Source organism: Streptomyces sp. NPDC008121 (assembly GCF_042957155.1).
Taxonomy (GTDB): Bacteria; Actinomycetota; Actinomycetes; order Streptomycetales; family Streptomycetaceae; genus Streptomyces.
In genome coordinates, this window is sequence record NZ_JBIBHT010000002.1 from 402,914 (window position 1) to 429,023 (window position 26,110).

At 72.2% G+C, this 26,110-nt stretch carries 25 protein-coding genes; 12 read left to right on the forward strand and 13 right to left on the reverse strand.

Annotated elements, in window-relative coordinates; genetic code table 11:
* The first annotated feature begins 213 nt into the window (after positions 1 to 213).
* Positions 214 to 2,472, forward strand: coding sequence for a catalase (locus tag ACFZBD_RS07350; RefSeq protein WP_391136955.1), 2,259 nt, complete (start codon positions 214 to 216; stop codon positions 2,470 to 2,472).
* A gap of 133 nt (positions 2,473 to 2,605) precedes the next feature.
* Here the strand turns inward: ACFZBD_RS07350 and ACFZBD_RS07355 are convergent, their stop codons facing one another.
* Both ACFZBD_RS07355 and ACFZBD_RS07360 read right to left on the reverse strand, forming a co-directional pair.
* Entirely contained in the window at positions 2,606 to 2,809 is a 204-nt protein-coding gene (locus ACFZBD_RS07355; RefSeq protein WP_365720040.1) for a cold-shock protein, read from the reverse strand.
* 315 nt (positions 2,810 to 3,124) lie between these two features.
* Positions 3,125 to 3,772 (reverse strand): DUF4232 domain-containing protein, encoded by a 648-nt coding sequence (locus ACFZBD_RS07360; RefSeq protein WP_391136958.1) that lies wholly within the window; start codon positions 3,770 to 3,772, stop codon positions 3,125 to 3,127.
* Positions 3,773 to 3,931: 159 nt separating this feature from the next.
* Here ACFZBD_RS07360 and ACFZBD_RS07365 point away from each other — a divergent pair, with 159 nt between their 5' ends.
* The 3 genes from ACFZBD_RS07365 (at position 3,932) to ACFZBD_RS07375 (ending at position 5,845) form a co-directional block, all read left to right on the forward strand.
* Complete coding sequence (locus tag ACFZBD_RS07365; protein ID WP_391136961.1) at positions 3,932 to 4,291, forward strand: DUF6213 family protein; 360 nt, start codon at positions 3,932 to 3,934, stop codon at positions 4,289 to 4,291.
* Between the two features lie 287 nt (positions 4,292 to 4,578).
* Positions 4,579 to 4,863 (forward strand): isoamylase early set domain-containing protein, encoded by a 285-nt coding sequence (locus ACFZBD_RS07370; RefSeq protein WP_391136964.1) that lies wholly within the window; start codon positions 4,579 to 4,581, stop codon positions 4,861 to 4,863.
* Between the two features lie 235 nt (positions 4,864 to 5,098).
* Positions 5,099 to 5,845, forward strand: coding sequence for a VOC family protein (locus ACFZBD_RS07375; protein WP_391138517.1), 747 nt, complete (start codon positions 5,099 to 5,101; stop codon positions 5,843 to 5,845).
* Positions 5,846 to 5,935: 90 nt separating this feature from the next.
* Here ACFZBD_RS07375 and ACFZBD_RS07380 read toward each other — a convergent pair whose 3' ends face one another.
* Positions 5,936 to 7,366 carry a nucleotide sugar dehydrogenase gene (locus tag ACFZBD_RS07380; RefSeq protein ID WP_391136967.1) on the reverse strand — a complete coding sequence of 477 codons (1,431 nt, stop codon included), beginning with the start codon at positions 7,364 to 7,366 and terminating at the stop codon, positions 5,936 to 5,938.
* 200 nt (positions 7,367 to 7,566) lie between these two features.
* Between ACFZBD_RS07380 and ACFZBD_RS07385 the strand changes: the two genes are divergently transcribed.
* Both ACFZBD_RS07385 and ACFZBD_RS07390 read left to right on the forward strand, forming a co-directional pair.
* The gene (locus ACFZBD_RS07385; protein ID WP_391136969.1) at positions 7,567 to 8,130 is read left to right on the forward strand and encodes a hypothetical protein; all 564 of its coding nucleotides are present in this window, start codon (positions 7,567 to 7,569) and stop codon (positions 8,128 to 8,130) included.
* 59 nt (positions 8,131 to 8,189) lie between these two features.
* On the forward strand, positions 8,190 to 8,849 hold the full coding sequence (locus ACFZBD_RS07390; protein WP_391136972.1) for a hypothetical protein: 660 nt from the start codon (positions 8,190 to 8,192) through the stop codon (positions 8,847 to 8,849).
* Positions 8,850 to 9,025: 176 nt separating this feature from the next.
* Here ACFZBD_RS07390 and ACFZBD_RS07395 read toward each other — a convergent pair whose 3' ends face one another.
* A complete protein-coding gene (locus ACFZBD_RS07395; RefSeq protein WP_391136975.1) occupies positions 9,026 to 9,298 on the reverse strand; it encodes a GlsB/YeaQ/YmgE family stress response membrane protein in 273 nt (90 codons plus the stop codon).
* Positions 9,299 to 9,428: 130 nt separating this feature from the next.
* A complete protein-coding gene (locus tag ACFZBD_RS07400; RefSeq protein WP_391136978.1) occupies positions 9,429 to 10,565 on the reverse strand; it encodes a glutamate--cysteine ligase in 1,137 nt (378 codons plus the stop codon).
* A gap of 181 nt (positions 10,566 to 10,746) precedes the next feature.
* Here ACFZBD_RS07400 and ACFZBD_RS07405 point away from each other — a divergent pair, with 181 nt between their 5' ends.
* From ACFZBD_RS07405 to ACFZBD_RS07420, 4 genes are all read left to right on the forward strand, one after another.
* Positions 10,747 to 11,448 (forward strand): beta-glucanase, encoded by a 702-nt coding sequence (locus ACFZBD_RS07405; RefSeq protein WP_391136981.1) that lies wholly within the window; start codon positions 10,747 to 10,749, stop codon positions 11,446 to 11,448.
* Positions 11,449 to 11,543: 95 nt separating this feature from the next.
* On the forward strand, positions 11,544 to 12,224 hold the full coding sequence (locus tag ACFZBD_RS07410; RefSeq protein ID WP_391136984.1) for a DUF4230 domain-containing protein: 681 nt from the start codon (positions 11,544 to 11,546) through the stop codon (positions 12,222 to 12,224).
* A 245-nt stretch (positions 12,225 to 12,469) separates the two neighbouring features.
* Positions 12,470 to 12,925 (forward strand): SsgA family sporulation/cell division regulator, encoded by a 456-nt coding sequence (locus ACFZBD_RS07415; protein ID WP_391136987.1) that lies wholly within the window; start codon positions 12,470 to 12,472, stop codon positions 12,923 to 12,925.
* A gap of 64 nt (positions 12,926 to 12,989) precedes the next feature.
* Positions 12,990 to 13,247, forward strand: a complete 258-nt coding sequence (locus tag ACFZBD_RS07420) for a WhiB family transcriptional regulator (protein ID WP_391136990.1) — start codon at positions 12,990 to 12,992, stop codon at positions 13,245 to 13,247.
* A 184-nt stretch (positions 13,248 to 13,431) separates the two neighbouring features.
* On the opposite strand, the gene ACFZBD_RS07425 is transcribed toward ACFZBD_RS07420, so the two are convergent.
* The 4 genes from ACFZBD_RS07425 to ACFZBD_RS07440 all read right to left on the reverse strand — a co-directional run bounded on the left by ACFZBD_RS07425 (position 13,432) and on the right by ACFZBD_RS07440 (position 16,457).
* Positions 13,432 to 13,863, reverse strand: a complete 432-nt coding sequence (locus ACFZBD_RS07425) for an ATP-binding protein (protein WP_391136993.1) — start codon at positions 13,861 to 13,863, stop codon at positions 13,432 to 13,434.
* Positions 13,864 to 13,995: 132 nt separating this feature from the next.
* Positions 13,996 to 14,805 carry a SigB/SigF/SigG family RNA polymerase sigma factor gene (locus tag ACFZBD_RS07430; protein WP_391136996.1) on the reverse strand — a complete coding sequence of 270 codons (810 nt, stop codon included), beginning with the start codon at positions 14,803 to 14,805 and terminating at the stop codon, positions 13,996 to 13,998.
* 190 nt (positions 14,806 to 14,995) lie between these two features.
* On the reverse strand, positions 14,996 to 15,382 hold the full coding sequence (locus ACFZBD_RS07435) for an ATP-binding protein (RefSeq protein WP_391136999.1): 387 nt from the start codon (positions 15,380 to 15,382) through the stop codon (positions 14,996 to 14,998).
* 193 nt (positions 15,383 to 15,575) lie between these two features.
* Complete coding sequence (locus ACFZBD_RS07440) at positions 15,576 to 16,457, reverse strand: SpoIIE family protein phosphatase (protein ID WP_391137002.1); 882 nt, start codon at positions 16,455 to 16,457, stop codon at positions 15,576 to 15,578.
* Between the two features lie 99 nt (positions 16,458 to 16,556).
* On the opposite strand from ACFZBD_RS07440, the gene ACFZBD_RS07445 reads away from it, so the two are divergent.
* Positions 16,557 to 16,850 (forward strand): hypothetical protein, encoded by a 294-nt coding sequence (locus ACFZBD_RS07445; RefSeq protein WP_391137006.1) that lies wholly within the window; start codon positions 16,557 to 16,559, stop codon positions 16,848 to 16,850.
* A 12-nt stretch (positions 16,851 to 16,862) separates the two neighbouring features.
* A complete protein-coding gene (locus tag ACFZBD_RS07450) occupies positions 16,863 to 17,369 on the forward strand; it encodes a MarR family transcriptional regulator (RefSeq protein ID WP_391137009.1) in 507 nt (168 codons plus the stop codon).
* A gap of 168 nt (positions 17,370 to 17,537) precedes the next feature.
* Here ACFZBD_RS07450 and ACFZBD_RS07455 read toward each other — a convergent pair whose 3' ends face one another.
* The 4 genes from ACFZBD_RS07455 to ACFZBD_RS07470 form a co-directional block, all read right to left on the reverse strand.
* Positions 17,538 to 18,728, reverse strand: a complete 1,191-nt coding sequence (locus tag ACFZBD_RS07455; RefSeq protein WP_391137013.1) for a SpoIIE family protein phosphatase — start codon at positions 18,726 to 18,728, stop codon at positions 17,538 to 17,540.
* A gap of 37 nt (positions 18,729 to 18,765) precedes the next feature.
* Positions 18,766 to 19,134 carry an anti-sigma factor antagonist gene (locus ACFZBD_RS07460; RefSeq protein ID WP_391137017.1) on the reverse strand — a complete coding sequence of 123 codons (369 nt, stop codon included), beginning with the start codon at positions 19,132 to 19,134 and terminating at the stop codon, positions 18,766 to 18,768.
* A 76-nt stretch (positions 19,135 to 19,210) separates the two neighbouring features.
* Positions 19,211 to 21,754 (reverse strand): SpoIIE family protein phosphatase, encoded by a 2,544-nt coding sequence (locus tag ACFZBD_RS07465; RefSeq protein WP_391137020.1) that lies wholly within the window; start codon positions 21,752 to 21,754, stop codon positions 19,211 to 19,213.
* Between the two features lie 106 nt (positions 21,755 to 21,860).
* Entirely contained in the window at positions 21,861 to 25,886 is a 4,026-nt protein-coding gene (locus ACFZBD_RS07470) for a HAMP domain-containing protein (RefSeq protein WP_391137023.1), read from the reverse strand.
* Between the last annotated feature and the right edge of the window lie 224 nt (positions 25,887 to 26,110).

Here is a 26,110-nt window from a genome sequence, read left to right on the forward strand (position 1 = left end):
CGGAGGCCCGTCCCCGCCCTCCGACGACATGCGGCCCGCGGATAACCATCCGAAAATTGGGCGCATCGGTCACGTTCAGCTCGCGATCGACCGGGCAACCGCCCCTGCAGACACCGATCGACCCGCGTGGAGTGAGGACGGCCCCCCACTCCTTCCCTCCGGTGCGGCCCGCCGGCCGCGCCGCGAAGCACCGAAGACCGCCCAGGAGAGCGCATGACCGAGAACCCCGCACCCGAGAGCCGTTCGCACGCCGACGTGCCCGAGGGTGCCGCCCCCGGCCGCCCCGGGGTGCAGCCGCCCTCGCTCCAGGAGCCCACCGAGCCCCACGGGCCGCTTCCGCCCAAGCCGGACCAGCGCGGTCCGGAGACGGTGGGGCCCACCGGACAGGCCACGGGGGACGATCCCGCCCGTTCGGCGCAGAGCGGCGCCTATCTCACCACGGCCCAGGGAGCGCGGCTCTACGAGACGGACCACTCCCTCAAGGCGGGCCCGCGCGGTCCGGTGCTCCTCCAGGACCACCACCTGCGCGAGAAGATCACCCACTTCGACCATGAGCGCATCCCGGAGCGGGTGGTGCACGCGCGGGGCGCGGGCGCGCACGGCGTCTTCCAGAGCTACGGCACGGCGAGCCGGGTGTGCAAGGCAGCGTTCCTCGCCGCGGACGTCGAGACGCCGGTGTTCGTACGGTTCTCCACGGTGCTCGGCTCGCGCGGTTCGGCCGACACGGTGCGCGACACCCGGGGCTTCGCCACGAAGTTCTACACCGAGGAGGGGACGTTCGACCTCGTCGGCAACAACATCCCGGTGTTCTTCATCCAGGACGCGATCAAGTTCCCGGACGTCATCCACGCCGGCAAGCCGCATCCCGACCGGGAGATCCCGCAGGCGCAGAGCGCGCACGACACCTTCTGGGACTTCGTGACGCTGCACACCGAGGCGACCCACCACACGTTGTGGAACATGTCCGACCGGGGCATCCCCCGGTCCTACCGCATGATGGAGGGCTTCGGCGTCCACACATTCCGGCTGGTCGACGCCGAGGGCGGTACGACGCTGGTGAAGTTCCACTGGAAGCCTAAGCTCGGCGTCCACTCCCTGGTATGGGAGGAGGCGCAGCTGGTCAACGGGGTGGATCCCGACTTCCACCGGCGGGACCTGTTCGACGCGATCGAGGCCGGGGCGTATCCGCAGTGGGAGCTGGGGATCCAGGTCTTCCCCGACACGCCGGAGCAGACCTTCGAGGGGATCGATCTCCTCGACCCGACGAAGATCGTCCCGGAGGAGCTGGCGCCGGTGCAGCCGGTGGGCCTGCTGACCCTCAACGCCAACACCAAGAACTTCTTCGCGGAGACCGAGCAGGTCGCCTTCCACCCCGGCCACCTCGTGCCGGGCATCGACGTCACCGACGACCCGCTGCTCGCCGGGCGGCTCTTCTCGTACCTGGACACCCAGATCAGCCGGCTCGGCGGTCCCAACTTCGGGCAGATCCCCATCAACCGTCCGCACGCACCGGTCAACGACATGCTGCGCGACGGCATGCACCAGACGGCGGTGCACACGGGCACGGCGCCCTACCGGCCCAACTCCCTCGACGGGGGCTGCCCCTTCCTGGCCGGCGCCGACACCGGCGCGTACATCGAGGCGCCGGTCCCGGTGCCGTCCTCGGTCAAGGAGCGCGAGGCCCCGGAGTCGTTCTCGGACCACTTCAGCCAGCCCCGCCTGTTCTGGCTGAGCATGACCCCGACGGAGCGCGAGCACATCATCGCCGCGTACACCTTCGAGCTGAACAAGTGTTACGAACAGGCCATCAAGGAGCGGGCCCTGACGGTGCTCGCCAACATCGACCCAGTGCTGTGCGAAGGGGTGGCGGCCGGGCTCGGCCTGCCGGTGCCGCCCGCGACGGTGCCACCGGCCGCGGCCGAACCGAGCCCCGCCCTCTCCCAGCTGGGGCAGACCTGGCCCGCGGCCGGGCGCGTCGTCGGCATCGTCGCCGACGAGAACAGCAACGCGGCGGACGTACGGGCGCTGCGGGACGCGGCGCAGGAGGCCGGGATGGTCGCGATGGTCGTCGCCCCGAGCGGCGGCACGCTCGACGCGGGCGGTGGCGGCGATCCGATCGGCGTGCAGCGTACGTACGCCACGGCGCGCTCCACGGAGTTCGACACCGTGGTCGTGGTCGGCGCGCCCGCGCCGGGCCTCGACGCGACGGGTGCCAGGGACGCGAAGGCGGGGCTGCTCCCGACCGACACCGCGCCGGTCGATCCGCGGGTCCTGCTGCTGGTCACCGAGGCGTACCGCCACGGGAAGGCGATCGGCGGCGTCGCCGGGGCGGAAGCGGTCCTGGAGGCGGCCCGGCTGCCCTCCGACACGCCGGGTGTGGTCATCGGCGCCAGTGCGGCGGAGGTGTGGGAGCCGCTGACGGGCCTGCTGGCGGGTCACCGCGTCTGGGAGCGTTTCCCCGCGTCGATCTGAACCGGCCGGAGGCCGGAGGTCGCCGGCGGTCCGCGTCCCGGGCGCGCCCGGGACGCGGCCGTCCGGCGCGCGGCCTCACGCGGCAGGCCCCCGGAGCACTGCTCCGGGGGCCTGCGCGCGTTCCCGCCGGGTGTCAGGCGAGGGTGATGTTCTCGGCCTGGGGGCCCTTCTGGCCCTGGGTGACGTCGAAGGTCACGGCCTGGCCTTCCTGGAGCTCACGGAAGCCGGTGGAGTTGATGTTCGAGTAGTGCGCGAACACGTCCGGACCGCCGCCGTCCTGGGCGATGAAGCCGAAGCCCTTTTCCGAGTTGAACCACTTCACGGTTCCGCTGGCCATGTGTATGCCTTTCGCTTCGATGTCGGGACCGCACCGCGCGGACCCGGAGGTGATCGCCCTGGTCCTCAGGCACTGCACAGAGCAAAGCGCCCGCACCATGGCGCGGGCGCCGGGTTGCGAACCACGACATCTGAGGACGACGCTACACCGCGAGACGGTCTGTTGCCAGAGAGCAACGATCACCAAAACGCGGCGTCCCCCACAAGATTCACAGGATGAGGAGGACCGGCCCCGCGTCGTCCCCTCACAGCGGTGTCCGGAACGTCCGGCCTGGGCCGGGACGTTCCGCCTGGGCCGGGACGTTCCGGAGCTTTCTCAGTCGTCGAGGACTTTCCGCCAGGCGGTCGTGCCGAGGAGGCCCGTCTCGCCGATGTCGAGGCCGCCGTCCGGCTCCACCGTCTGGCGCGGCGCTCCGGGGGCCGGGGCGATCTCGACGTACACGCCGCTGCCCCGCTGCGTGGCGGTGTCGACGGCCGAATAGCGCCATACGAAGACGCTGCGCGCCGACTCCCCCGGCGCGAGGACCACGGGGTGGGGGCCCGGGTCGTCCAAGGATGTGATGGGCTCCGGCCCCTTCAGGACGGTCACGTCCATCGGCCGGCGTCCGACGTCCCGTACGCGCACGTCGGGATAGCCGTTCAGGCGCAGTTCGGCCGTACCGCAGCGGGTGAGGGTGACCGGCATGGCGCGCAGGCCCATGGCGGCGTTCACGGAGCCGGTGGTGACGCGCCATCCGGAGGCCGGGCAGGCGCCGGCGATGGTGGCGGGATCCGGTACGGCACCCGCGGCGGGACCGGGCGCGGGGGCGTCGGCGCCGCCGGTGGCGGACGGGCGTGGTGGCGCCTGGGCGCCGGTGCGGGCGGGGTCCACCTCGCGGTCGATCTCGGCCGCGAGCCCGCAGCCCGCGCAGAGGGCGGCGACGGCTGCGAGGAGGAGCGTCCGCCGCACGGTCATCCGGGTCATGCGGCGATCATCACACGGGGCCTCGCCGCCCGGGCGCGCCGGGGCTTCGCCCGCCGCTCCCACACGGGCCCCTGCGGACCTGTCGGCCTCCCCGGGTTTGGTACGCGATATGTCGGCAACGCTCACTGAGACACGAGCGCACGAAGGGAGGGCGGTTTCATGATCCAGATGTCCATCCCGCTGGTTCCCACCGCCGACGGTGGTCTGCTGATCCCCGCCGGGCACGTCACCGCCCTGCTGCGCGGCCTCGCGGTCGACTGGGTGGAGGCGGGCGGCTCGGGCGAGATGCGCGGCGACGAGCGGACCATCCGCGAACTCGCGGCCGTGCTGACCGAACTGGCCGACCAGGTCGATGTCGAGTGCATCGGGTTCGCGTCCGAGGCGAACGAGCCGGAGACGGACCGGCCCGATACGCCGGCCGGCGAAGGAAACGGCCCTGAGGGGAACGGACCCGAAACGGACCACCCCGGGACCGGCAAGCCCCGAGCCGACGATCCCGACACGGGCGACCAGCCCTGAGGATGCCGCGCCGGCACCGACCGACGACGGCCCTGACGGCCCGACCGTGACTCCACCGTCCATGACTTCGGTGGCTCTCCGTGACGCCGCGGCCGCCGGCCCGGGTGACCGAGCCTCGCGGACGAGGCCCCCACAGACCGGCCGTCCGACCGTCCCTGACGCGGTCGGGCGGCCGCCCCGTGCGCGCGCTCCCCCGGCCGAGTGCCTCTCGGCCGTGTCGGCGCCCGGGCGGCCCGCCGTGGGACGAGGATGTGCCCCACCCTCTCCGACTGGCAGGAGCCCATCCCATGCTCGAACGCAAGCGCCGCAAGGGCGGCAAGCAGCACACCGAGGTCACCTTCGTCCTGCCCGTCGACGCGCCCCCGGGACCGGTCAGTGTCGTCGGCGACTTCAACGACTGGCAGCCGGGCGCGCACCTGCTGCAACCCCGCGAGGACGGCACCCGGGCCGTGACCGTCGCCCTGCCCGGCGAGAGCACCCACGCCTTCCGGTACCTGGCCGCGGGTGATTACTGGTTCAACGACGAGGGCGCCGACGCCCTCGAAGGACACAACAGCCTCGTCCGCACCTGACGGCCGAGTCCTCCCGGGACGCCTCGCACGCCCCAGGCCTCTTCGAGGGGCCGCCGGGCCCCTGTCCACCGGCCCGGGAGAGCCCCCGGACCGGGCCCGCACTCGTCCGTTCGGCGGGCGAGCCGGGGGCGCGAGTACCGTGGGAGGGGTTCCCGGGTCGTGTGAGGCGGATGGGGTGACGGTCGTGTCGACTTCGAGTCACGAGACGTTCGGCGCACCCTGCTGGGTCAGCCTGATGGCCCCCGACCTGCGCGCCACCCAGGACTTCTACCGCGCCGTCCTCGGCTGGAGGTTCCGCCCCGCCCACGTCAGCGACGGCTTCTCCATCGCCATCAGCGACGGCGTCCCGGTCGCGGGCGTCGGAGCGCTGGCCCCCTCGTTGTCGGTACCGGTGGCCTGGACGCCGTACTTCGCGGTCGAGGACGCCGACGCGACCGCCGCCCGCATCCTCGAACGGAGCGGGACGGTCGCCGTCGGGCCCCTCTCCTTCGGTACGGGACGGGCCGCGCTCGCCGCCGACCTCGACGGGGCGACCTTCGGCATCTGGCAGGGGGCCGCGATCCCCGACTGGGGCGTCGGCGGCGAGGCGGCCCCGGCCTGGCTGGAACTGCGGACCAGGAACGCCTTCGACGCGGCCATCTTCTACGGCGAGGTCCTCCAGTGGGCCTGTGACCAGCCAGGCTGCTGCGAGGTCGCGTACGTGGAGAAGGACAACCACATCCTCCTGCGCCACGGCCGCCAGACGGTGGCCCGACTGCACAGCGGCGCTCTCGCCGAAGCCCCGGACCCGCGCGTCCGCCCCCGCTGGCAGGTCCACTTCCGGGTCCCGGACCTGGAGGCGGCCGTCAAGGCGGCCACCGCCCTCGGCGGCGAGACCGTCGCCGAGACGGCCCCGGATCCCGGTACGCACGGCGTCATCCTCCGGGACCCCGACGGCGCCCTCTTCGGCCTCGCCCCCACCGCCGTACCGGCTCCGGTCTGACCGGACCCGCGCGCCGCGCTGCCGACGTGCGCGGGGTGTACCGGAGGGGCAGACCTCCCCGGCGGCCGTGCCACGCATCCGGCGCGCGGGTCAGAGCACCGTCTCCCCCGGAGCCGGCTCGCGCCGCGGCTCCGGCTGCGCCTCGGCACCCGGCCCGGGACTCCGTACGACGCCGCTGATCGGGCCCCCCGCGACGACGTGCGCGGAGGCGTCCGCCGGGGCGTTCACGGGGCGGCGGTTGCCGATGCCGCGGTAGACGACCGGCGCCCGGTGCATCACCAGGGGCGGCAGGCAGTTCTTGGCGTCGATCACCACCCGCGGGCCGCTCATCCGGGTGGCGAGGTCCGCCCAGTCGGCCTCGACCACCTGGGGCCATTCGGTGAGGACGAGGACGGCCTGCGCTCCGGTGACGGCCGCCGGGAGGTCGGTGTGGGGGACGGCCCGGGGCGAGAGGTGCAGCAGTTCCTCGGGGGTGAGGCCGGGGTCCCACAACCGCACGGTGGCGCCGAGCCCCTGCAGGAGGGGCAGCAGCGTACGGCTCGGCGCGGCCCTCAGGTCGTCGTTCCAGGGTTCGTAGCGGACGCCGAGCACCGCGATCTCCCGGCCGTCCAGTTCGGCCCCGACGCTCTCCTTGAGCAGCCGGAGGATGGCCCCGGGCTGCTGTTCGTTGGTTCGCACGGTGGCGTCGAGGATCGGGGTCGCGATGCCCCGCTCGGCGGCCCAGCGGGCGAGCGCGGTGGTGTCCGTGGGAAGACAGGAGTCGCCGTAGCCGGTACCGGGCTGGAGCAGCGCGTGGCCGATGCGCGGGTCGAGGCCGACCCCCTGGATGACGTGGTCGATGTTCAGGTCGGGGCCGGTGCAGAGGCGTGCCAGCTCGTTGGCAAAGCTGATCTTGGTGGCGAGGAAGGCGTTGCTCGCGTACTTGATCATCTCGGCGCCGGCGGGGGTGGTGGTGACCCAGGGGCAGCTCACCGCTGCGTACAGGTCCCGCAGCCGGTCGAGGGCGGTGGGGTCCAGGCCGCCGGCCACGATCCGGGCCGGCGCGTGCCAGTCGTCGAGGGCGCTGCCCTGGTTCAGGAACTCGGGGTTGCAGACGAAGCGCTGCCGCAGTTCCGGGTACTCCGCGAGGAGCATGTCGCTGGTGCCGGGCGGGACCGACGACTTGAGGACCACCAGGGGGTCCCCCGCCAGTTCGGCGGCCTCGTCGATGGCGGCGAGGACCTGGGAGAGGTTCGCCGATCCGTCGGCGGCGGGCGGGGTCCCGACGCAGATCAGGACGGCGTCGAGGGGGTCGGCGACGATGGCGTCGGGCAGCTCCTCGACGAAGGCGAGCCGCCCGGTGCGCAGGACGGCCGTCATCTGCTCGACGAGTCCGGGTTCGAAGACGGGGGGTTCCCCGGCCCGCAGGGACGCGAGCCGTTCCCAGTCCTGCTCCACGCCGACGACCCGGTGCCCTTGCTGGGCGAGCGCCACGGCGCCGGTCACGCCGACGTACCCCTGTCCGACCACCGCTGTGCGCATCGCCGCTCCCTGGGGGCTCACCGCTTGTCCTCCTCCACAAGAGCACACCCGGTGAGGGGGCGGCCTGTTTTGGTCACCCCGCACGGCGGCACGCGGGACCGGCGGGCCACCCGATCGAAGGTCTCCGTTTCGGGCGGCCCGGAAACGGGCAGCCGCGCGGCGACAGACCCAGCCGAACCCGAGCGAGGGGGGCTCCCCCCATGTCAACCGGGATACTTTTGGCCATCATCATCCCCGCGGCGGTGGTGATCGTCCTGATCGCCGTTGCCGTGACGGCCGACCGGCGACGGCGTCGCCTGAGGGACCGCTTCGGTCCGGAGTACGACCGGACGGTCGAGGAGGCCGGTGGCCGCAGGGCGGCCGAGCAGGAGCTCGCCGAGCGGGAGAAGCGCCATGACGCGCTCGAACTGCGGCCTCTGGAGAGCAGCGAACGCGACCGCTACGCGCGGGAGTGGAACGGCGTGCAGGAGGAGTTCGTCGACCGGCCGAAGGAGGCCGTGCACGACGCCGACCGGCTCGTGACGGCGCTGATGAGGGCGCGCGGCTACCCCACCGACGACTTCGACCAGCAGCTACGCGACCTGTCGGTCGAGCACGGCCGCACCCTGGAGCACTACCGGGCCGCCCACGAGGTCGACACCCTGGGTGAAGGCCGCCAGGCCACCACGGAGGAGTTGCGTGGGGCGATGGTGCACTACCGGGCGCTGTTCGACGAACTGCTCGCCGACGGCCGGCGGCCCGGACCGCCGGGAACGGGCACCTGACCTCCCCCGCCGCGCGCACCGACGCGCGGCCGCGGACGGCGGACACACGAGGAGACGTCATGCACCACCACGACCACCTGCCGGACCGCGACAAAGGACGCGGCCTGACGACCGAGGACCTCGCCGGCCTGCGAGAGGACCGGGAGCCCGCCGCCGGCACGGAACCGGAGGCCGCGGCGCCGGTGTATCCGGGCGAGGCCGCCCGTACCGTCGACGGATCGGAGACCGGCGCGGACCGCCGGACGGAGCCGCCGGGAGACGCGGCGGCGGCCGACGGAGGGCCGGACGGCCCCGACGGCCCTGCGGAGGAGAGGCAGGGCGGGGCTCCCGTCGCGCCCGGTGATCGGGCTCCGGACGAGATCCCCGTCGACGCGAGCACCGCCGCGACGACCGGCACGGAAACCGGCGCGAGGGGCGAGGAACCCACGGGCGGCGGCGCGGACGAGGAGGCGCCCGAGCTGCTGTCCGCGCGGGACGTGGACGCCTACCGGACCCGCTGGCAGCAGATCCAGAACGACTTCGTGGACGACCCGAGGGAGGCGGTCCACGCGGCCGACGGCCTGGTCGCGGACGTCATGCGCACGCTGGCCGAGACCTTCGCCGAGCACAAGAGGGGCCTGGAGGGCCAGTGGAACCAGGGCGAGGCGGTCGACACCGAGAGCCTGCGGATGGCTCTGCGGCAGTACCGCTCGTTCTTCCACCGGCTGCTGACCAAATGAGCCGCCCGGGCCGGTGACCGCGTCGGAGGCAGGGCGCGCCCGGGACCCGGAACGCGGCAGGGATCTGGAACGCACCATGGACCGGCCCGAGGGCCGGTCCATGGCGACGCCGGTTCATGACGACGTCGTTCGTGCTCTCCGCGCAGCACCCCGAGGGCGATCACACGCCGGGACGGTCACGCGCGGCGCGAGCGGCCTCCGGTGAAGAGCCGGTACACCGCGAGGAGGATCATCGATCCGACGATGGCCGCGATCCAGGTGGACAGCTCGAAGAAGCCGTCGATGGAGTCGACCCCGAAGATCACCTTGCCGAGCCAGCCGCCGAGCAGACCGCCCGCGATACCGATCAGCATGGTGATGATGAGACCGCCCGGGTCGCGTCCCGGCATGAGCGCCTTGGCGATCAGGCCGGCCAGCAGTCCGATGACGATCCAGGCGATGATGCCCATGGTGGTCCTCCCTCTCGGCTGACGTGCTGTGTGGACTCTCCTCCATCGGATACGCGCCACGGCCGGATTCAAACGCTCCGGGCCGGTGCAGACCGGCGGACGTTCTCGCGAAGGCCCGGTCCGGCACCCGTCAGTCCGTCGAACGGCCGTCGTCGGAGGTGGTGATGCGCGCGCAGCGGGCCACCGTCGCGGCCAGGTCGCCCTCGGTGCGCAGCAGCTCGCGCTGCACGCGGGCGCCGTTGCCCCGCGCCAGCAGCTCCGCGATCCCGTGCCGGACCCGGTCGGCGTCGCCCAGGTCGTCCAGGGCCGGCTCCACGTACCGGTACAGCGCCTTGACCGCGCTCTCGGCCGGGACCTGCTCCATGGTCTCGGGGTGGACCAGCGGGCCGTCCAGGCCCGAGCGTCCGGCCCGCCAGGAGGCGAGCCGCAGCAGGCTGGTGTTGATCCGGGGCGGCGGCTCGCCCTCGCGCCAGGCCCGCGAGGCGGTCTCCACCAGGCCGCGCACGAGAGCGGCCAGCAGGACGGGCGTGGTCGACTCCAGGCAGACGTCGGCCACCCGGACCTCGACCGTGGGGTAGGAGGCGGAGAGCCGGGCGTCGAAGTAGATCATCCCCTGGTCGCGCAGCACGCCGGTGGCGACCATGTCCCGGACCAGTTCGTGGTAGCGCTCCGGGGAGCCGAAGGCGTCCACCGGGCCGGCCGAGGGCCAGCGGTTCCACACCTGGCTGCGGTAGCTCGCGTAGCCGCTGTCCTCGCCTTGCCAGAAGGGCGAGTTGGCGCTCATGGCCGTGAGGACGGGGAGCCAGGGGCGGATGCGGTCCAAGACCGCGACGCCCTCCTCGTCCGACTCGACCGAGACGTGGACGTGGCAGCCGCAGGTCAACTGTTCCAGCGCGGTCAGGCCGAACTCCCTGCCCATCCACTGGTACCGCTCCCCCACGCTGAGCGAGGGGCTCACCGGCAGCGGGGAGGTGCCTATGGCGGCGACGACCGCGCCGACGGTGGCGGCGTGGCGGGCCGACTCGCCGCGCCACCGGACGATCTCCTCCTGGAGGTCGTCCATCCTCTTCACCGGCCGGGTGGCGAACTCCAGCTGTTCCTTCTGCAGTTCCTTCTCGAACTCGTGGTCCTCGTCCCCGCCCTCGTGCTCCGCGGCCCGCTCCGCCGCGGCGAGCACGGCGCCCGCCAGGGCACGCGGCATGCCGGTCTCGGCATCCACGATCAGGAGTTCTTCTTCCACGCCCACGCTGCGCACGTCGCCGTTCATCGTTCGCTCTCCTCCGACGCTGTCCCCACCGTCGCACGGAGGGGGTGAGTTCACCTACCCGTACCGGCGCCTTCCCTCCCGTGACGAGTTGACGCCAGTCGGCGAGTGTCGCCGTATGGGCGTGGTGCGGCACGGGCAGAACCGAATCGGACAGTTCATCCCGGACGGGGAGGAGTCACCGATGCTGTCGCACATCATCGACCGGCTGAGACGGCGCCCGAAGGCGCCGGCGGCGGAGCCGGTCTTCACCGCCGACTTCGCCTCGACGGACCAGTGGGTCGCCGGGCGGTCCTGGGCCTATCCGAACGGCGGCCCGACCAACCCCGGGGACAACAAGCTCGATCACCTCGTCGAGGACCCCGCGTACAGCCGCACGGGGCGCTTCAAGGCGACCCGGCGCCCGGACGGGAACTGGGACGCGGGCCTGCTGACGACGGAGGGCAGCGCGGAGGGCTTCATGGTCCGCGCCGGGGACGTCCTTCAGGCGCGGGTCCGGCTGCCGGAGGAGATGGGGGCCTGGCCGGCGATCTGGACCTGGCTCGACGGGGGCCAGGAGATCGACGTCTTCGAGTACCACCCCGACAACCCGGATCTGCTGGAGCTGTCCAACCGCGTGAAGGGCGGGCACCTCTATTTCCGTGATGCCGCGATCCGGCCCGGAGAGTGGGTGGAGCTGCGGATCGAGCTGGGTGCCCGCTCCGTGGTGTGGCACGTCAACGGCGAGCGGGTGTTCAGCGACGGGCGCGGAGTGGGCCGCCGCTGGAAGGCGTACCTCATCGTCAATCTCTCGGTCTGCGCCGGCCGTTACCACCCGCCGCCCGACCCGGGCGCCTCGGAGATGTCCTACGAGGTGGCGGACCTGCGCGTGTACCGGAGCTCCTGAGGCCGGGCCGCTCTCCTCGACGCGGGACCGCTCCGCCGCGGCCGTGGCGGGCGGCGCCGCGGCATGAACCGGCGGCCGGCGGGCATCCGGTGAGGATGAGAGATGGTGCTGCGACTCCCCCGGGTGAGCGGCCGGCCCGCGGGCGGATCACCCGCCGCTGGCCGGTTCTGGTCGCCGTCGTCCTGGCGGTCCCCGTCGTGCTGCTCCTCCTCGGGCGGTTCAGCCTGACGCCCGGCCTCGACGACCTCTTCGGCGAGGAGACGCGGGACCGTTCCGGCCCGGCGCTGCTGAAGTCCGTTCAGGACATGCACCGTTACGAAGGCGCCGCCGGGAACTTCCAGATCGTGGTCGACCTGGAGAAGGACGCCCGGCTCCTGCCGGACGCGATCCGCGGCACCCGCACCCTCTATGTCGCCAGCGGCTCGGTCGGCGCCTATGTCGACCTGGGCAAGATCGGCGAGGGCAGTGTCACGGTCGACGAGAAGCGCACCTCGGCCACGCTGCGCCTGCCGCACGCCCGGCTCGAAGCGCCGGCGCTCGACCCCGAGAAGTCGTACGCCGTCTCCAAGCAGCGCGGGCTCCTCGACCGGCTGGGCGACCTGTTCTCCGACAATCCCGCCGACGAGCGCGCGGTGCACGCGCTCGCCGCGAAGCGCATCGGCGAGGCCGCGCGGGAGAGCGATCTGACCCAGCGGGCGGAGAAGAACACCACCGCCATGCTGGAGGGGATGCTCCGCGCCCTCGGCTTCCAGCACGTGACCGTCCACTACGTCTGACGCGGGGCGCCCGGCAGGGGCGCGCCGAGGGGGTCGCTCCGCCGGACGGAGCGGCCCCCTTCGTCGTCGGCCACCGGAACCCCGCGCCGTCTCCCCGCCAACGCCCCGGCCGCGCGAATCCCCTCCCCCGGTGGCCTTTTCACGCCCGATTCACCGAGACCGTGCGTGAATTCCTCCTGCGCGGTTACGAGGGAGAAGCACGGCGCCGCGCAGGCAGCGCGATCTCCCCGAGGGAAGTGGTGACGATGTCCGAATCGAACCGACACGAGACCACGCAGCGGCCCCCGGCACCCCCGGTGCCGTCGTGGCACACGACGGCCCGTCAGGTCCAGGGAGGGATCGGTCTGTCCGTCGACGCCACGTTCCACTACGACCCCGACGACCCCTGGGCGGTCCGCGTCGGCTTCCGGCTCCCGCTGGGCCGGGTCGTCGACTGGACCTTCTCCCGGGAGCTGCTGCGCTCGGGGGCCCGCGTCCTCAGCGGCGAGGGCGATGTCCGCCTCTGGCCGCTGCGGCTGGGTGGCAGGGAGGGACGCGTCCGCATGCGGCTGGGCTCGGCCGGTGCGTTCGCGGTGGTGGACATAGACCGGGCCGGCCTGCGGAGCTGGCTGGGTGAGACGTACGACGCCGTGCCGCACGGTACCGAGAGCGCCCGGATCGACTGGGCGACCGAGACCGGCCATCTGTTCGCGCGACGGTAGAGCCGGGCTCCCACGCCGACGGACAGACGAACGACAACCCATCTACAGCAATCAGGAGGAACCGATGGAGAGCTGGCGTGCATCCGCCGCCTGCCGGAACGTCGACCCCGACCTCTTCTTCCCCGTGGGGACCGGAGCGCCGGCGCTGATCCAGGCCGAGGAGGCCAAGGAGATCTGCCGGGGCTGCCCGGTGCGTCAGGAGTGCCTGGAGTGGGCCATGGACGACTCCCGCCAGGTGATCGGCGTCTGGGGAGGCCTGCGCGAGGACGAACGGAAGGCGCTGAAGCGACGCTCGCGCCGACAGGCGAACAGGACCAACTGATCCGCGGGCCGGATCGCGACACGGACCGCACCCGCCGGACGACCGAGAGACCGCCGCACGAACACACTCCCCGGACGGCCGAAAGACCGCCGCACACATCGACCGACGCCGTGGGACCGGCGCGCTTCGGCGCGCCGCCGCGGTGCGGGGGGCGGCATCGGGCCGACGGAATTCTCCGAGACGGTCAGCCCAGCGGAAGACGCGCCCTGACCCACTTGCCGTGGGGGGCCGCGGCCTCGGTCTCGACCGTGTCGCAGAGCGCGAGGACGATCTCCAGGCCGTGCTGTCCGAGCCGGTCGGGATTGCGGGGGCGGGCGACGGGGGCTACGGGATGGGTGTCGTGGACCGATATCTCCAGCACCCCGTCGTCGAGGGCGAGCTCGAGTCGGCAGGGGCCGGGGGCGTACTTCACGACGTTGGTGACGAGTTCGCTGACGACCAGGCGGGCGGCGTCGACGCCCCGCTCCGGCCAGGGGCCCGAGGAGGGCGCGGAGCGGTCGAGGAACGACGTGGTGAAGTCCCGGGCCTCCGCGATGGCGCCCAGCGCCCCGCCCAGCTCCACGCCGGCCCGCGGCACCTCACCCACGCGACGGCCGGTCACGATCGTCTCCGTCACGCCGATCCCCGTTCGCCTTCCTCACTGTGCGGGCTCTCCCCTGCTGTGCGTTGCTGTCGCAGCACGGAACGGCCTCACCAGAAGGGGGTTGGTGAGGCCGTTCCGCTGGGACATCTCCTCGACGGTCCGTGTCTACGACTGGTCGAGCATGCCCTTGCGCAGGCGTTCCAGGTTGCGGGAGAGCAGGCGCGAGACGTGCATCTGGGAGATGCCGAGCTCCTTGCCGATCTCCGACTGCGTCAGCTCCTCGACGAAGCGCAGGTGCAGGATCCGGCGGCTGCGGTCGTCGAGCTCGACGAGCAGCGGTGCCAGGGTGTGGAAGTTCTCGAACAGTTCGAGCGCCGGGTCCTCCACGCCGATGAAGTCGGCGAGCGCCGCGTCACCGTCCTCGCCGTCCGGGCCGACGGCCGCGTCCAGCGAGGTGGAGTTGTAGCCGTTGGAGGCGATGCGGGCCTCGATGACCTCTTCCTCCGAGAGGTTCATCAGCGTCGCCAGCTCGGCCACGCTCGGCGCCCGCCCGAGGCGGGAGCTCAGTTCCTCGGTCGCCTTGGCCAGCTCGACCCGGGCTTCCTGAAGCCTGCGCGGCACGTGGACCGCCCAGGAGGTGTCCCGGAAGAAACGCTTGATCTCACCGACGATGTAGGGGACGGCGAAGCTGGTGAACTCCACCTCGCGGGAGAGGTCGAACCGGTCGATGGCCTTGATCAGACCGATGGTGCCGACCTGGACGATGTCCTCCATCTCGTCGCCACGGGCCCGGAAACGTCCGGCCGCGTAGCGCACGAGCGACATGTTCATCTCGATCAGCGTGTTACGCGCGTACTGGTACTCGTGTGTCCCCTCCTCCAGTACCGCCAGCTTGTCGAAGAAGACCTTCGACAGCTCACGTGCGTCCTTCGGAGCGACCTTGCGGGGAGACTCGATTACGGGAAGGTCCTCCATACCCGTATCGACACCGGCCCTCGTCTCCGTCGTCACCGCAGTCGGCACTCTGATGACCTCCCTCGTCCATCGTCAGCTCTTTGTCCCCCGTGAGAGCCCCGCCTACCCCCACATTCACGAGGCATGCCAGAAAATTCTCGTCGGGCGGAAAATTTTTTCGACCGGCCCCAGTCCACCATGTCGGCGGGTGTCACGCGAGGGACAGACGGGCCCGGACGCGCTTCCCCGTCGGCTGCGGCTCCACGCTCACGCTCTCGCAGACCGCCACGACGATCTCGACGCCGTGCTGGCCGATGCGGCGGGGGTCGGGGGCGCGCGGCACGGGTGAGACGTCCGCCTGGTCGAAGACCGAGATCTCCAGCGCGTCCTCGAACAGTTCGAGGAGCACCCGGCAGGGTCCCGGTGCGTGCCGGACGGCGTTGGTCACCAGTTCGCTGACCACCAGGCGCGCCAGGTCGACGCGCTCCCGGGTGACCGTCCCGCCCCCTCCGGCGGGTGCGGCGGTGAGGAAGTCGGCGGTGAAGTCGCGGGCCGACGCGATCATGCCGTCCCCCGCGTCGGCGCTCTCATACTCCACGCTCGCGGACAGCGATGGCCGGCACACCCTGCTTCTTCTGGCGATCACCTCACCCATCGCCCTTCCTCTCTGGCGTGACAGCCGCACTCCTCGTCCCGTCCGGCGCATTTTCCCATGCGCGCCCGTTCCATACCGTGCACACCCCAGAAATATGGACGCGGACCTCCGTGAGGCGGTTGCGGAGGGGCTCGCGTCACCCTTCTTCAGGCGTTGAGGAAAGCCCCTCGGCCGCGGGGCGGCCGCGCCAGTCCAGGCAGAGGACGAGCAGGTCGTCGGGGGTCGGGCCATCGCAGGCCCGCAGGGCCCGGACCACCTCGCGGGGTGTGTTCGCGCAGGTCAGGTGGCGAGTGGCCGCGATCGCCCGGCTCACCGCCCGGTCGAGCGCACCATCGTCGGCCTCGGCGGGCTCGGCGCGGTCGCAGGCGACGAAGACCAGCCGGTCGCCCGGGAGGACGCACAGCCGCTGGGTGACATAGACGCTGTCCTCGAACATGCCCAGCGGAAGCTGGCGCTCCAGGTCGAGCCGCTCGGGCGTGGCACCACGGGCCCGCCACACGGTGGGCGAACCCGCGTCGACGACCCGCACCTCCCCGGTCGCGCGGGCGAAGCTCATCAGGAGGGCGGAGAGGGTCCGCTCGCCCCGGTGCTGGCCGTAGAGCGCCTGGTCCGTCAGGCTCGCCTGGCCGATGACGTCGAGTCCGGCCCGGCGCGCGTTGCGGACGGCGTTGAGGGCGAGGTTGCTGAGGAGGACGGCCTGGGTGTCGGGGCCGGCGCCGTTGGCGACGACCAGCGTCAGCTCGTCCGCGGTCAGGGACCAGTCCAGGACGTGCCCACCGGAGGTGTAGGCCGGCTCCCAGTAGGCGTGGAGGTCGAACTCCTCGCCGACGCAGGCCCGGCCTGGGAGCAGGTCCCACTGCATCTCGCCGGTGATGCTGAGAGCGCGCGCCCGGCGCGTGCGCCGGTAGAGGTCGGTGTGCCGGTCGGCCACGCGCAGGGCGTGTCCGAGCATCTCGGCGACGGCCGCCAGCTCGGCGGTGGACTCGGGTGTCAGACGGTCCGAGGGTAGGACGACCACAAGAACGCCACAGCGATCGCCGCGAACCGTCACAGGAAGGAACGCAGTCGCCGTGGGTCCGTGTCCCCCGAAAAGATATGGTTGCTGTGTGGAGTAGGCGTGACCCGCGGGCCCGGATTCCACGCTCAGGGGCTGCGCCCCGTCCGCGGCCTGTACGGGCTCGACGGGACGGAGCTCCGTGAGCCCGTAGTCGACGAGCAGGAGGTCGGCGGAGAACGCGGCGAACTGCTGTGCCAGATCGATACGGAGGGAGTCCAGGAGGCGGTGCGCCGGCGCTTCGCGCAGAGCGCGTTCCACTGTCGAGCGTCGATCCACCGAATCCGTACCGCCTTCTGGAGAGATGTTGATGACCGGCGCGTCGCGAGACCGACGCCCTCGGCCCTGGACGCCTGAGGAGTGTCAGTAATGGACACGAACCCCGCCCCGTCGCATCGGGAGCCGCAGGAGACGACGGAGGCAGCGCGGGAGCTCATCGAGCTCCTGGAGGTGATGTGGGAGCGCGGCAGGGACATGGTGTCGTCGACTCCGGTGTCCGCCTCGCAGCTCCGCGTGCTCTACAGCCTGGACCGCGAGGAGGGCATCAACCTCCGCGCCCTGGGCGAGGTGCTCGGTTCCGCGCCGCCTTCGGTGAGCCGCATGTGCGACCGGCTGGAGGCTCTGGGATTCGTGCAGCGACTGCCCAGTCCGGTCAGCCGCCGCCAGCTCGAACTGCACCTGACCGTCCGGGGCAAGGCGTACCTGCGGGACCTGCGCGTCCAGCGCGAGGAGGCCCTGCTCGCCGTCATCACGGCCATGACGCCGACGACCCGGAAGGCGCTCCTGCGCGGACTCACCGGCTTCCAGGACGCGTTGGACAAGGAGAACTCCCCACCACGGCGGAGCACCACGCTCCGCAACGCCCACTCCGCCTGACCCGGTCTGATCGACCGGACACCCCCTCGCCCCACTTGTCACCCTCTGGTCGCCTCTGACGTGTGCACTCCGGGCACAAGCCAGGCGTGTTGCCCCAAGGATACAGTTGCCCTACGGCAACTGTTGACACCCGGTCGGGCAGGCGAGGACGAGGGGCGGACCGGTGAGTCAGGCGTCCTCGCGGACACCGTCCACGGCCTCGGCCCTGCCCCGCCAGTCGAGGCAGACCACCAGCGCGTCGTCCTCCAGCGGCGTGTCCCCGTGGTACTGGGACAGCTGCCGCAGGACGGCGTGTGGGACCTGGGCGGGGGGCAGCAGCCGCGACGAGGTGAGCGCCCGGGCGAGTGCCCGGTCGCCGTAGCTCTCGCCCTCGGGCGAGGACGCGTCGTACACGCCGTCGCTGCCGAACAGCAGCCGGTCGCCGGGGCGGACCGAGAAGCCCTCGGGGGTGTAGGCGGTGTCCTCGAACATGCCCAGGGGAAGCTGGGCCTCGAAGGAGACCGGCTCGACCGTGCGCTCGCGCAGCCGCCACAGCCGGGGCGACCCCGCGTCGACCGCTTCGACGTCACCGGTGGTGAGGTCGAAGCGCAGTAGCAGCGCGGAGACGTAGGCACTGCCGCGGTACTGCGCGTACACGGCCTGATCGGCCAGGATCGCCTGGTCGACGAGGCTGAGGCCGGCGCGGCGGGCGTTGCGCAGCGCGTTGATGGCGAGGTTGGTCAGCAGGGCGGCCTCGATGCCCTCCCCCATGCCGTTGGTGACCGTCAGGGTGAGGTGGTCGGCCGACGCGGACCAGTCGTAGTTGTCCCCGAAGATCGCGTAGGCCGGCTCCAGGTGCGCGCCGAGCGAGAACTCGGGACGGGTGCAGGAACGCCCGGGAAGAAGCTGCCACTGCATCTCGGCGGCCAGCGTCAGCCGGGCGGCCCGCCGCGCGAGGACGTACAGGTCGGTGTCGCGCTCGGCGACCAGGATCTCGTGGCCCAGGGCCTCGCAGATGTGCTGCAGCTCGGGCAGTTGCGGGACGAGGTCGTGGTCCTTGGCGGCCGTGACCGTCAGGACGCCCATCCGGTCCCCCCTGATGGTGACCGGCAGGTGCGCCGCGACCGAGTCGGCCGACTCCGTGACGTACGCCTCCTGGGAGCCGAAGGCCCGGCCCTGCGGGCTGCTGTGGATCGGCAGCGGCTGGACGGCGTGCGGAGGGCTTCCCACCAGCTGGAGGGAGCGCAGGCCGTAGTCGGCCAGACGGAGTTCCACCTCCTGAACGCCGTAGTACGTCCGCAGCGCCTCCTCCACGACGCTCATCAGCATGTGCGGCGCTGCCCGGCGCAGCGCCTGCTCGACAACGGCGATCTCGTCCACGTGCTCCTGCTTCTCGCTCGGTCCGCCCGGCCCGGTGCTACCCGGCCCGGCGGGCGGCCGTCAGCGCCTCCGCCACATCGGTGTGCAGGGGCGTCGTCATCGTCAGGCCCGTGATTTCCAGGATGCGCCGTACGGCCGGGGTCGGCGCTACGAGATGCAGGTCGCCGCCCGCCTCACGGGCGTCGCGCGCCGCCCTGATCAGGACGTTCAGGCCGGAGGAGTCCATGAAGGCCAGCCGCGACAGGTCCATGACCAGGTGGCGGCGGCCGTGCAGGAACTGGTTGGCGAGGTGGTGGTGGAGCAAGGTGGCGGTCTCGATGTCGAGCTCACCGCCCACGGACAGGACGGCCGTGGTGTCGTCGAGGATCTCGACCTCGACGTCCAGGTTGGGTTCCGGCTGGGGCATGGTCCTCTTTTCGGTGCAGGGAGTGAGGGGGACGGACCCGCGTGTCCGGCGGGCCGCGGGGGGTGACGAACCGGGGTCAGACGACCCGTACGCCGATCAGACAGGTGTCGTCGTCGGTGTCGGACTTGCTCTGCGTCAGCAGGGAGTCGAGCCGGCGTTCCAGCGAGTCGGCCGGGGCCTGGGCGGTGGCGAGGAGCTGGGCGAGGGACTCGTGCACGGCGGTGTCCCGCCGCTCGACGAGACCGTCGGTGTACATCAGGACGGTGTCCTGCGCCTCCAGCTGGACCTCCGCCTCCTCGTACTCGGCCTCCGCCAGGGCGCCGAGCAGGACTCCCTTGAGCAGGGGCAGCGTGGTGGCGCCCGAGCCGCGCACCAGGACGGGGGGCAGGTGCCCGGCCCTGGCCCAGCGCAGGGTGCGGGTCTCGGGGTCGAAGACGCCGCACACGGCGGTCGCCGTGACCTGTTCGGTGAGGTGGTGCGCCACGATGTTGAGCCAGGAGAGCAGCTGGGCGGGGCCCGCGCCGGTGACGGCCAGGCCGCGCATCGCGTTGCGCAGGACCACCATGCCGGTGGCGGCCTCGATCCCGTGGCCCGCGATGTCCCCTACGCACAGCAGTATCTTCTTGGACGGCAGCACGACGGCGTCGTACCAGTCGCCGCCGACCAGCGACTCCGTCTCGGCGGGGCGGTAGCGCACCGCGATCTGCAGGCCGGGGGCGTCGAGCGGGCCCCGCGTGGGGGGCATGATCGCGTGCTGCAGCTGGAGGGTCAGACGGTTGCGCTCCGCGGCCTCCTGCTCGGTGAAGGCGAGCTGGTCGCGGGTCGCCGCCAGGGCGACCTCGGTCCAGTGCTGCGAGGAGATGTCCTGGTAGGCGCCGCGCACGGCCAGCAGACGGCCGTCCGGGCCGAGGACGGGCTCGGCGATCACCCGCATGTGGCGGGTCACCCCGTCCGGGCGCATCAGACGGAAGGCGGTCGAGGTCGCGCGCCGGTGCCGCAGCACGGCCTGGAGGAAGCGGCCGATGGCGACGGCATCGTCCGGGTGGGCGTGCGAGGTCAGCTCGCGCAGGGATACCGGCGACTCGACGGGATCGCGCCCGTACAGGTCGAAGAGCTGCCCGTTCCAGGTGATCTCGCCGGTCAGGACGTTCTCCTCGAAGCCGCCGAGGCGGCCGAGGCGCTGGGCGTGCTGGAGCAGGCTGGCGAGGCGTGCGGCCTCGTCCTCGATGCGCCAGATCAGCAGCACGCCGCCGCCGTGCCGGCTGATGCTGAGGTCGGCGGTGGAGGCGAGGGCGACCTGGTCGACGAGCGAGGTCAGCGGCGCGCGGCGGGCGCGGAAGGGCTCGCCGGTGGCGTAGACGCGCTCGATCCGGTCGAAGAGTTCGCCCTCGCCGGCGGCGGTGGGGTACGCCTCCAAGAGCAGGGCGCCGTCGACGGCGCCCCGGGGCCGGCCCGAAGGGTCCTGGAAGTGGTCGTTGGCGTGCCGGATGCGGAAGTCGCTGAGCCGGCCCTCGCCGTCGAGGTGCGGGGTGAGGACGAGCGCCGGGTCGTAGAGGCCGTCCGAGAGGTCCACGAGCTCGGAGATGCCCGAGGGGTTCGGCGGCGTCGCCGGGGGGTCGGCGGGGAGGCTGTCGATGGTGTGGGCGCACAGCTCGGCCAGGGCTTCGAGCTGCCGCTCCACGGCCTGGGGCTGCGGGCCGAGCGGGTGGGGCCAGCAGATCTCCAGGACGCCGAGGATCCGTCCGCCGGTGCCGGCGGGCACCGCGACCCTGCCGCCCTCGGGGTTGCGGGCGTGCCCGATGGAGGGGGTCCCGGCGGCCGCGAGCGAGGGGAACCAGACGGTGCGGCGCTCGGTGAGGGCCTGGCGCGCGACGGTGCCGACGCCGGGCGGTACGTAGCGCCAGCGGGCGGATTCGTCGGTGCCGAAGCCGGCGTGGCCGGAGAGGGTGAACGAGGCGTCGGCGCCGGCGGTCCAGACGGCGACGGCCGTGGCCCCCAGGGGGGCGAGGGCGTGCGCCAGCAGGGACTCGGCCACCGTCTGCGTGTCGCCCGCGTTCAGCGCGGCGCTCTCGGCCGTGCGCAGCCGTACGGCGACGGACGGCTCGGGGCCGCTGTCGGTGTCCTCTTCGCTCACCACTCGCCGGACGAAGTCCTCGGCGACCTCGGCGACCTGGTCGTGGGCGGCTTGGTTGATGATGTCGGCGGCCAGTTCCAGCGGGGAGAGCCCGGCCTGGGCGGCGAGTTCGGCGAGCTGGCGGGCGGCCTGCGCCGGACCGCAGCGCAGCCGCTCGACGATGATGCCCTTGGCGAGCTCGACCAGGGCGCGCCCGTCCGCGGCGGCGTGCGCGGCCCGTACCTCGCCGCGGAGCCGTTCCACCGTCGCGGCCAGCCGGCCGACGGTGGAGTGGTGCGCCGCCACGGCGTCCTCGTCGGTGGGTACGGCGAAGGGCGCCGGGGCGCCGTACGGCTCGGTCCCGGCCGTGTTCCGGGGCACCGGCACCGTGCCCGCTCCTGCCTCGGGGCGGTGCATCGCGGGGACGGAGCCGGTCGTGACCGGCGCCGTACCGTCCCCGTGGAGACCTCCGGCGGGGTCTCCACCGTGGTCGGGGGGAGCACTCATGCGGGGACTCCTCGGGTGTGACGGCCTGGGGCCGTGGACGGATGCGGGGCTACGGGACGGGCGGCACGGAGCGTACGGGACTGGCCCGTCGCGCCGTCGGGGCGGGCTAGTCGTCGCGGAGCCAGCGGCGGATGCAGGCGATGAGGTCGTCGGCGTCCACGGGCTTGGTGACGTAGTCGCTCGCGCCGGAGGCCAGGCTCTTCTCCCGGTCCCCGGGCATGGCCTTGGCGGTGACGGCGACGATCGGCAGTCCGGCGTAGGCGGGCATCTGCCGGATGCTGGCCGTGGCGGCGTAACCGTCCATCTCGGGCATCATCACGTCCATCAGGATCAGGTCGATGTCGGGGTGCGCGGCGAGTGCCTCGATCCCCTTGCGGCCGTTCTCGGCGTGCAGGACCTCGATGCCGTGCAGCTCCAGGATGCCGCTCAGGGCGTAGAGGTTGCGGGCGTCGTCGTCGACGACGAGGACCGTGCGGCCGTGCAGGGCGCCGTCGACCGTGTGCGGGGCGTGCTGCCGCTGCTCGCCGCGGAGCAGGGGGACGACGTCGCCGGGCTGGTCGGCGAGCAGGTGCAGGGCGATCCGTTCGCGGAGTTCGTCCAGGCTGGACAGCAGCTCCAGGGGCCGCTTCCGGGCGCGCGCCTGGAGGGTCCGCTCGTGTTCGGCGGCGAGCCTGCGGTTGTTGTGGGCGAGCACGGGGACGGTCCGCAGGGCGGCGTCGCCGTCCATGGCGTCGAGGAAGTGCAGGGCTTCGTTGTCCGCCATGTCGAGTTCGAGGACGACGCAGTGGAACGGCTGGGTGGCAAGGGCGGTGGCCGCCTCCTGGGGGCCCACGGCGGCGATCACCTCGATGTCCGCCTGGTCGGTGAGGTCCCGGCTGTCGGTCAGTTCGGCGACGGAGTTCTCGGCGACCAGCGACAGCAGACCGCGGGAGCGCTCCTCGATGACGAGCAGGCGGCGCGGCTGGCGCGGCTGCGGGATGGGGGGCAGCGCCGCGCGGGCAGGGCGGCCGGAGCTGTCCTCGATCGCGCCGGGTTCGCCGTCGTTGTCCGGCGCCCCGGTCTCGTGGGCGGTCTGTGCCTGGAAGTCGGCCCGGGCGACGGGCAGGTAGAGGGTGAAGGTGCTGCCCTCGCCCGGTTCGCTGTCGGCGGTCAGGGCGCCGCCGAGGAGATAGGCGATCTCCCGGCTGATGGACAGGCCGAGGCCCGTGCCGCCGTACTTGCGGTTGGTCGTCCCGTCGGCCTGCTGGAAGGCGCCGAAGATGGCCTCCAGGTGCTGGTGGGCGATGCCGATGCCGGTGTCCTTGACCCGGAAGGCGACCACGGCGCCGCCGCGGTGCACCGTGCCGGGCAGTTCGTGGTCCGCGGCCGGTTCGATGCTGAGGTGCACGCTGCCGCGTTCGGTGAACTTGACGGCGTTGGAGAGGAGGTTGCGCAGCACCTGGCGCAGCCGGGTGTCGTCGGTGACGAGGTCGACCGGGACGCCGGGCGCGGTGGAGATGCCGAAGGCAAGGTTCTTCTGGGTGGTGAGCGGCCGGAACGTCGCCTCGACGTAGTCGAGGAGCTGGCGCAGCTGGACCCGCTCCGGGTTGAGGTCCATCTTGCCGGCCTCGACCTTGGACAGGTCGAGGATGTCGTTGATCAGCTGGAGCAGATCGGAGCCGGCGGAGTGGATGATGCCCGCGTACTCGACCTGCTTGGCGGTGAGGTTGCGGGTGGGGTTCTGGGCGAGCAGCTGGGCCAGGATGAGCAGGCTGTTGAGCGGGGTGCGCAGCTCGTGGCTCATGTTGGCGAGGAACTCGGACTTGTACTTGGAGGCGAGGGAGAGCTGCTGGGCGCGGTCCTCCAGCTCCTGGCGCGCCTGCTCGATCTCCAGGTTCTTGGCCTCGATGTCGCGGTTCTGGGAGGCCAGCAGGGCCGCCTTGTCCTCCAGCTCGGCGTTGGAGCGCTGCAGCTCCTCCTGCTGCACCTGGAGCTCCTCGGACCGGGCGCGCAGTTCGTCGGCGAGCCGCTGCGACTCGCCGAGGAGTTCGTCGGTGCGGGCGTTGGCCACGATGGTGCTGACGTTGACGCCGACGGTCTCCATGAGCTGTTCCAGGAAGTCCCGGTGCACGGAGGTGAACGGCGTGAACGAGAGCAGCTCGATCGCGCCGAGGACCTGGTCCTCGACCACGATGGGGAGCACGATCAGGCTGCCGCGGGCGGTCTGGCCGAGGCCGGAGGAGATGGAGACGTAGTCGCCGGGGACCTCGTCGGCGGCGATGACCCGGCGGCTGCGGGCGGCCTGGCCGACGAGGGACTCGCCCAGCCGGAAGCGGCGCTCCTCGGAGCTGCCGGCGGGGCGGCCGTAGGAGCCGACGAGCCCGAGCTCGACACCTCCGGGGCCTTCCTCGGCGAGGTAGAAGGCGCCGAACTGGGCGCGGACGAGGGGGGTCAGCTCGTCCATGACGAGTTCGGCGACGACCGACAGGTCGCGGTGGCCCTGCATCAGTGCGGAGATCCGGGCGAGGCTGGACTTGAGCCAGTCCTGTTCCTGGTTGGCCCGGGTGGTCTCGCGCAGCGAGCCGACCATGGAGTTGATGTTGTCCTTGAGCTCGGCGACCTCGCCGGAGGCGTCGACGGTGATCGAACGGGTGAGGTCGCCCTCGGCGACCGCGCTGGCGACCTCGGCGATGGCGCGGACCTGCCGGGTGAGGTTCCCGGCGAGTTCGTTGACGTTCTCGGTGAGCCGCTTCCAGGTGCCGGAGACGCCCTCGACCTCGGCCTGGCCGCCGAGCCGGCCCTCGCTGCCGACCTCGCGGGCGACGCGGGTGACCTCGGCGGCGAACGAGGACAGCTGGTCGACCATCGTGTTGATGGTCGTCTTCAGCTCCAGGATCTCGCCCCGGGCGTCGACGTCGATCTTCTTCGACAGGTCGCCGTTGGCGACGGCGGTGGTGACCTGGGCGATGTTGCGGACCTGGCCGGTGAGGTTGTTCGCCATCGAGTTGACGTTGTCGGTGAGGTCCTTCCACGTGCCGGCGACGTTCGGCACCCGCGCCTGGCCGCCGAGTCTGCCTTCCGTGCCGACCTCCCGGGCGACGCGGGTCACCTCGTCGGCGAACGCCGACAGCGTGTCGACCATGGTGTTGATGGTGTCGGCGAGCGCGGCGACCTCGCCCTTGGCCTCCACCGTGATCCGGCGGGACAGGTCGCCGCGGGCGACGGCGGTGGCGACCTGCGCGATCGAACGCACCTGCCCGGTGAGGTTGGACGCCATGACGTTGACGTTGTCGGTGAGGTCCTTCCAGGTGCCGGAGGCGCCGCGGACGGTGGCCTGGCCGCCGAGGTTGCCCTCGGTGCCGACCTCCCGGGCGACGCGGGTCACCTCGTCGGCGAACGCCGACAGCTGGTCGACCATCGTGTTGATGGTCTCCTTCAGCTCCCGGATCTCGCCCCGGGCGTCGACGCTCACCTTCTGCGAGAGGTCGCCCTTGGCCACGGCGGTGGCGACCTGGGCGATGGAGCGGACCTGGGCGGTGAGGTTCCCGGCCATGGAGTTGACGGAGTCGGTCAGGTCGCGCCAGGTACCGGAGACGCCCTTGACGTCGGCCTGACCCCCGAGGATGCCCTCGGTGCCGACGTCGCGGGCCATCCTGGTGACCTCGTCGGCGAAGGAGGAGAGCTGGTCGACCATCGTGTTGATGGTGTTCTTCAGCTCCAGGATCTCGCCCCGGGCGTCAACGTCGATCTTCTGTGATAGATCTCCCTTGGCCACGGCGGTGGCGACCTGGGCAATGTCGCGGACCTGCCGGGTGAGGTTGCCGGCCATGGCGTTCACGGAGTCGGTGAGATCGGCCCACGTGCCCGAGACGCCGGGGACCACGGCCTGGCCGCCGAGGGTGCCCTCCGTGCCGACCTCGCGGGAGACGCGGGTGACCTCGGAGGTGAAGAGGGAAAGCTGGTCGACCATGCCGTTGAAAACGGCGGAGATCTCGCCCATGAGGCCGTTGGCGTCGTCCGGCAGCCGGGTGCCGAAGTCACCGTCACGCACGGCGGTCAGGCCGGCCAGCAGCTGGCGCAGTTCCGGCTCCCCCACCGCGGCCGGTCCTGGCCGCCGGGCCGCCGAGGAACCGTCGATCGTCGTCTTGGACATGATCCATCCTCGTTGGCTTCACCGACACTTCCGAGGGTCCGGGCCGGCACGGTCCTCCGCGCCGGGCCTGGGCCCCTCCCGTACGGCTCCGGATCGGACCGTTGTCGTACGGCAATAAACAGGAGACTACTCCCCCCGTGATCGTCCAGAGGGAGACGGTAGTGAATCACGGAAGCGGACCGACGCTATCCGGACCCCTCCCTTCGGCGCGCATGGATGCCGGA

Coding starts and splice junctions, on each gene's coding strand:
- ACFZBD_RS07350 (WP_391136955.1), top strand. CDS start 214: ATGACCGAGAACCCCGCACCCGAGAGCCGTTCGCACGCCGACGTGCCC.
- ACFZBD_RS07355 (WP_365720040.1), bottom strand. CDS start 2,809: ATGGCCAGCGGAACCGTGAAGTGGTTCAACTCGGAAAAGGGCTTCGGC.
- ACFZBD_RS07360 (WP_391136958.1), bottom strand. CDS start 3,772: ATGACCCGGATGACCGTGCGGCGGACGCTCCTCCTCGCAGCCGTCGCC.
- ACFZBD_RS07365 (WP_391136961.1), top strand. CDS start 3,932: ATGATCCAGATGTCCATCCCGCTGGTTCCCACCGCCGACGGTGGTCTG.
- ACFZBD_RS07370 (WP_391136964.1), top strand. CDS start 4,579: ATGCTCGAACGCAAGCGCCGCAAGGGCGGCAAGCAGCACACCGAGGTC.
- ACFZBD_RS07375 (WP_391138517.1), top strand. CDS start 5,099: ATGGCCCCCGACCTGCGCGCCACCCAGGACTTCTACCGCGCCGTCCTC.
- ACFZBD_RS07380 (WP_391136967.1), bottom strand. CDS start 7,366: ATGCGCACAGCGGTGGTCGGACAGGGGTACGTCGGCGTGACCGGCGCC.
- ACFZBD_RS07385 (WP_391136969.1), top strand. CDS start 7,567: ATGTCAACCGGGATACTTTTGGCCATCATCATCCCCGCGGCGGTGGTG.
- ACFZBD_RS07390 (WP_391136972.1), top strand. CDS start 8,190: ATGCACCACCACGACCACCTGCCGGACCGCGACAAAGGACGCGGCCTG.
- ACFZBD_RS07395 (WP_391136975.1), bottom strand. CDS start 9,298: ATGGGCATCATCGCCTGGATCGTCATCGGACTGCTGGCCGGCCTGATC.
- ACFZBD_RS07400 (WP_391136978.1), bottom strand. CDS start 10,565: ATGAACGGCGACGTGCGCAGCGTGGGCGTGGAAGAAGAACTCCTGATC.
- ACFZBD_RS07405 (WP_391136981.1), top strand. CDS start 10,747: ATGCTGTCGCACATCATCGACCGGCTGAGACGGCGCCCGAAGGCGCCG.
- ACFZBD_RS07410 (WP_391136984.1), top strand. CDS start 11,544: ATGAGAGATGGTGCTGCGACTCCCCCGGGTGAGCGGCCGGCCCGCGGG.
- ACFZBD_RS07415 (WP_391136987.1), top strand. CDS start 12,470: ATGTCCGAATCGAACCGACACGAGACCACGCAGCGGCCCCCGGCACCC.
- ACFZBD_RS07420 (WP_391136990.1), top strand. CDS start 12,990: ATGGAGAGCTGGCGTGCATCCGCCGCCTGCCGGAACGTCGACCCCGAC.
- ACFZBD_RS07430 (WP_391136996.1), bottom strand. CDS start 14,805: ATGGAGGACCTTCCCGTAATCGAGTCTCCCCGCAAGGTCGCTCCGAAG.
- ACFZBD_RS07450 (WP_391137009.1), top strand. CDS start 16,863: ATGGACACGAACCCCGCCCCGTCGCATCGGGAGCCGCAGGAGACGACG.
- ACFZBD_RS07460 (WP_391137017.1), bottom strand. CDS start 19,134: ATGCCCCAGCCGGAACCCAACCTGGACGTCGAGGTCGAGATCCTCGAC.
- ACFZBD_RS07465 (WP_391137020.1), bottom strand. CDS start 21,754: ATGAGTGCTCCCCCCGACCACGGTGGAGACCCCGCCGGAGGTCTCCAC.
- ACFZBD_RS07470 (WP_391137023.1), bottom strand. CDS start 25,886: ATGTCCAAGACGACGATCGACGGTTCCTCGGCGGCCCGGCGGCCAGGA.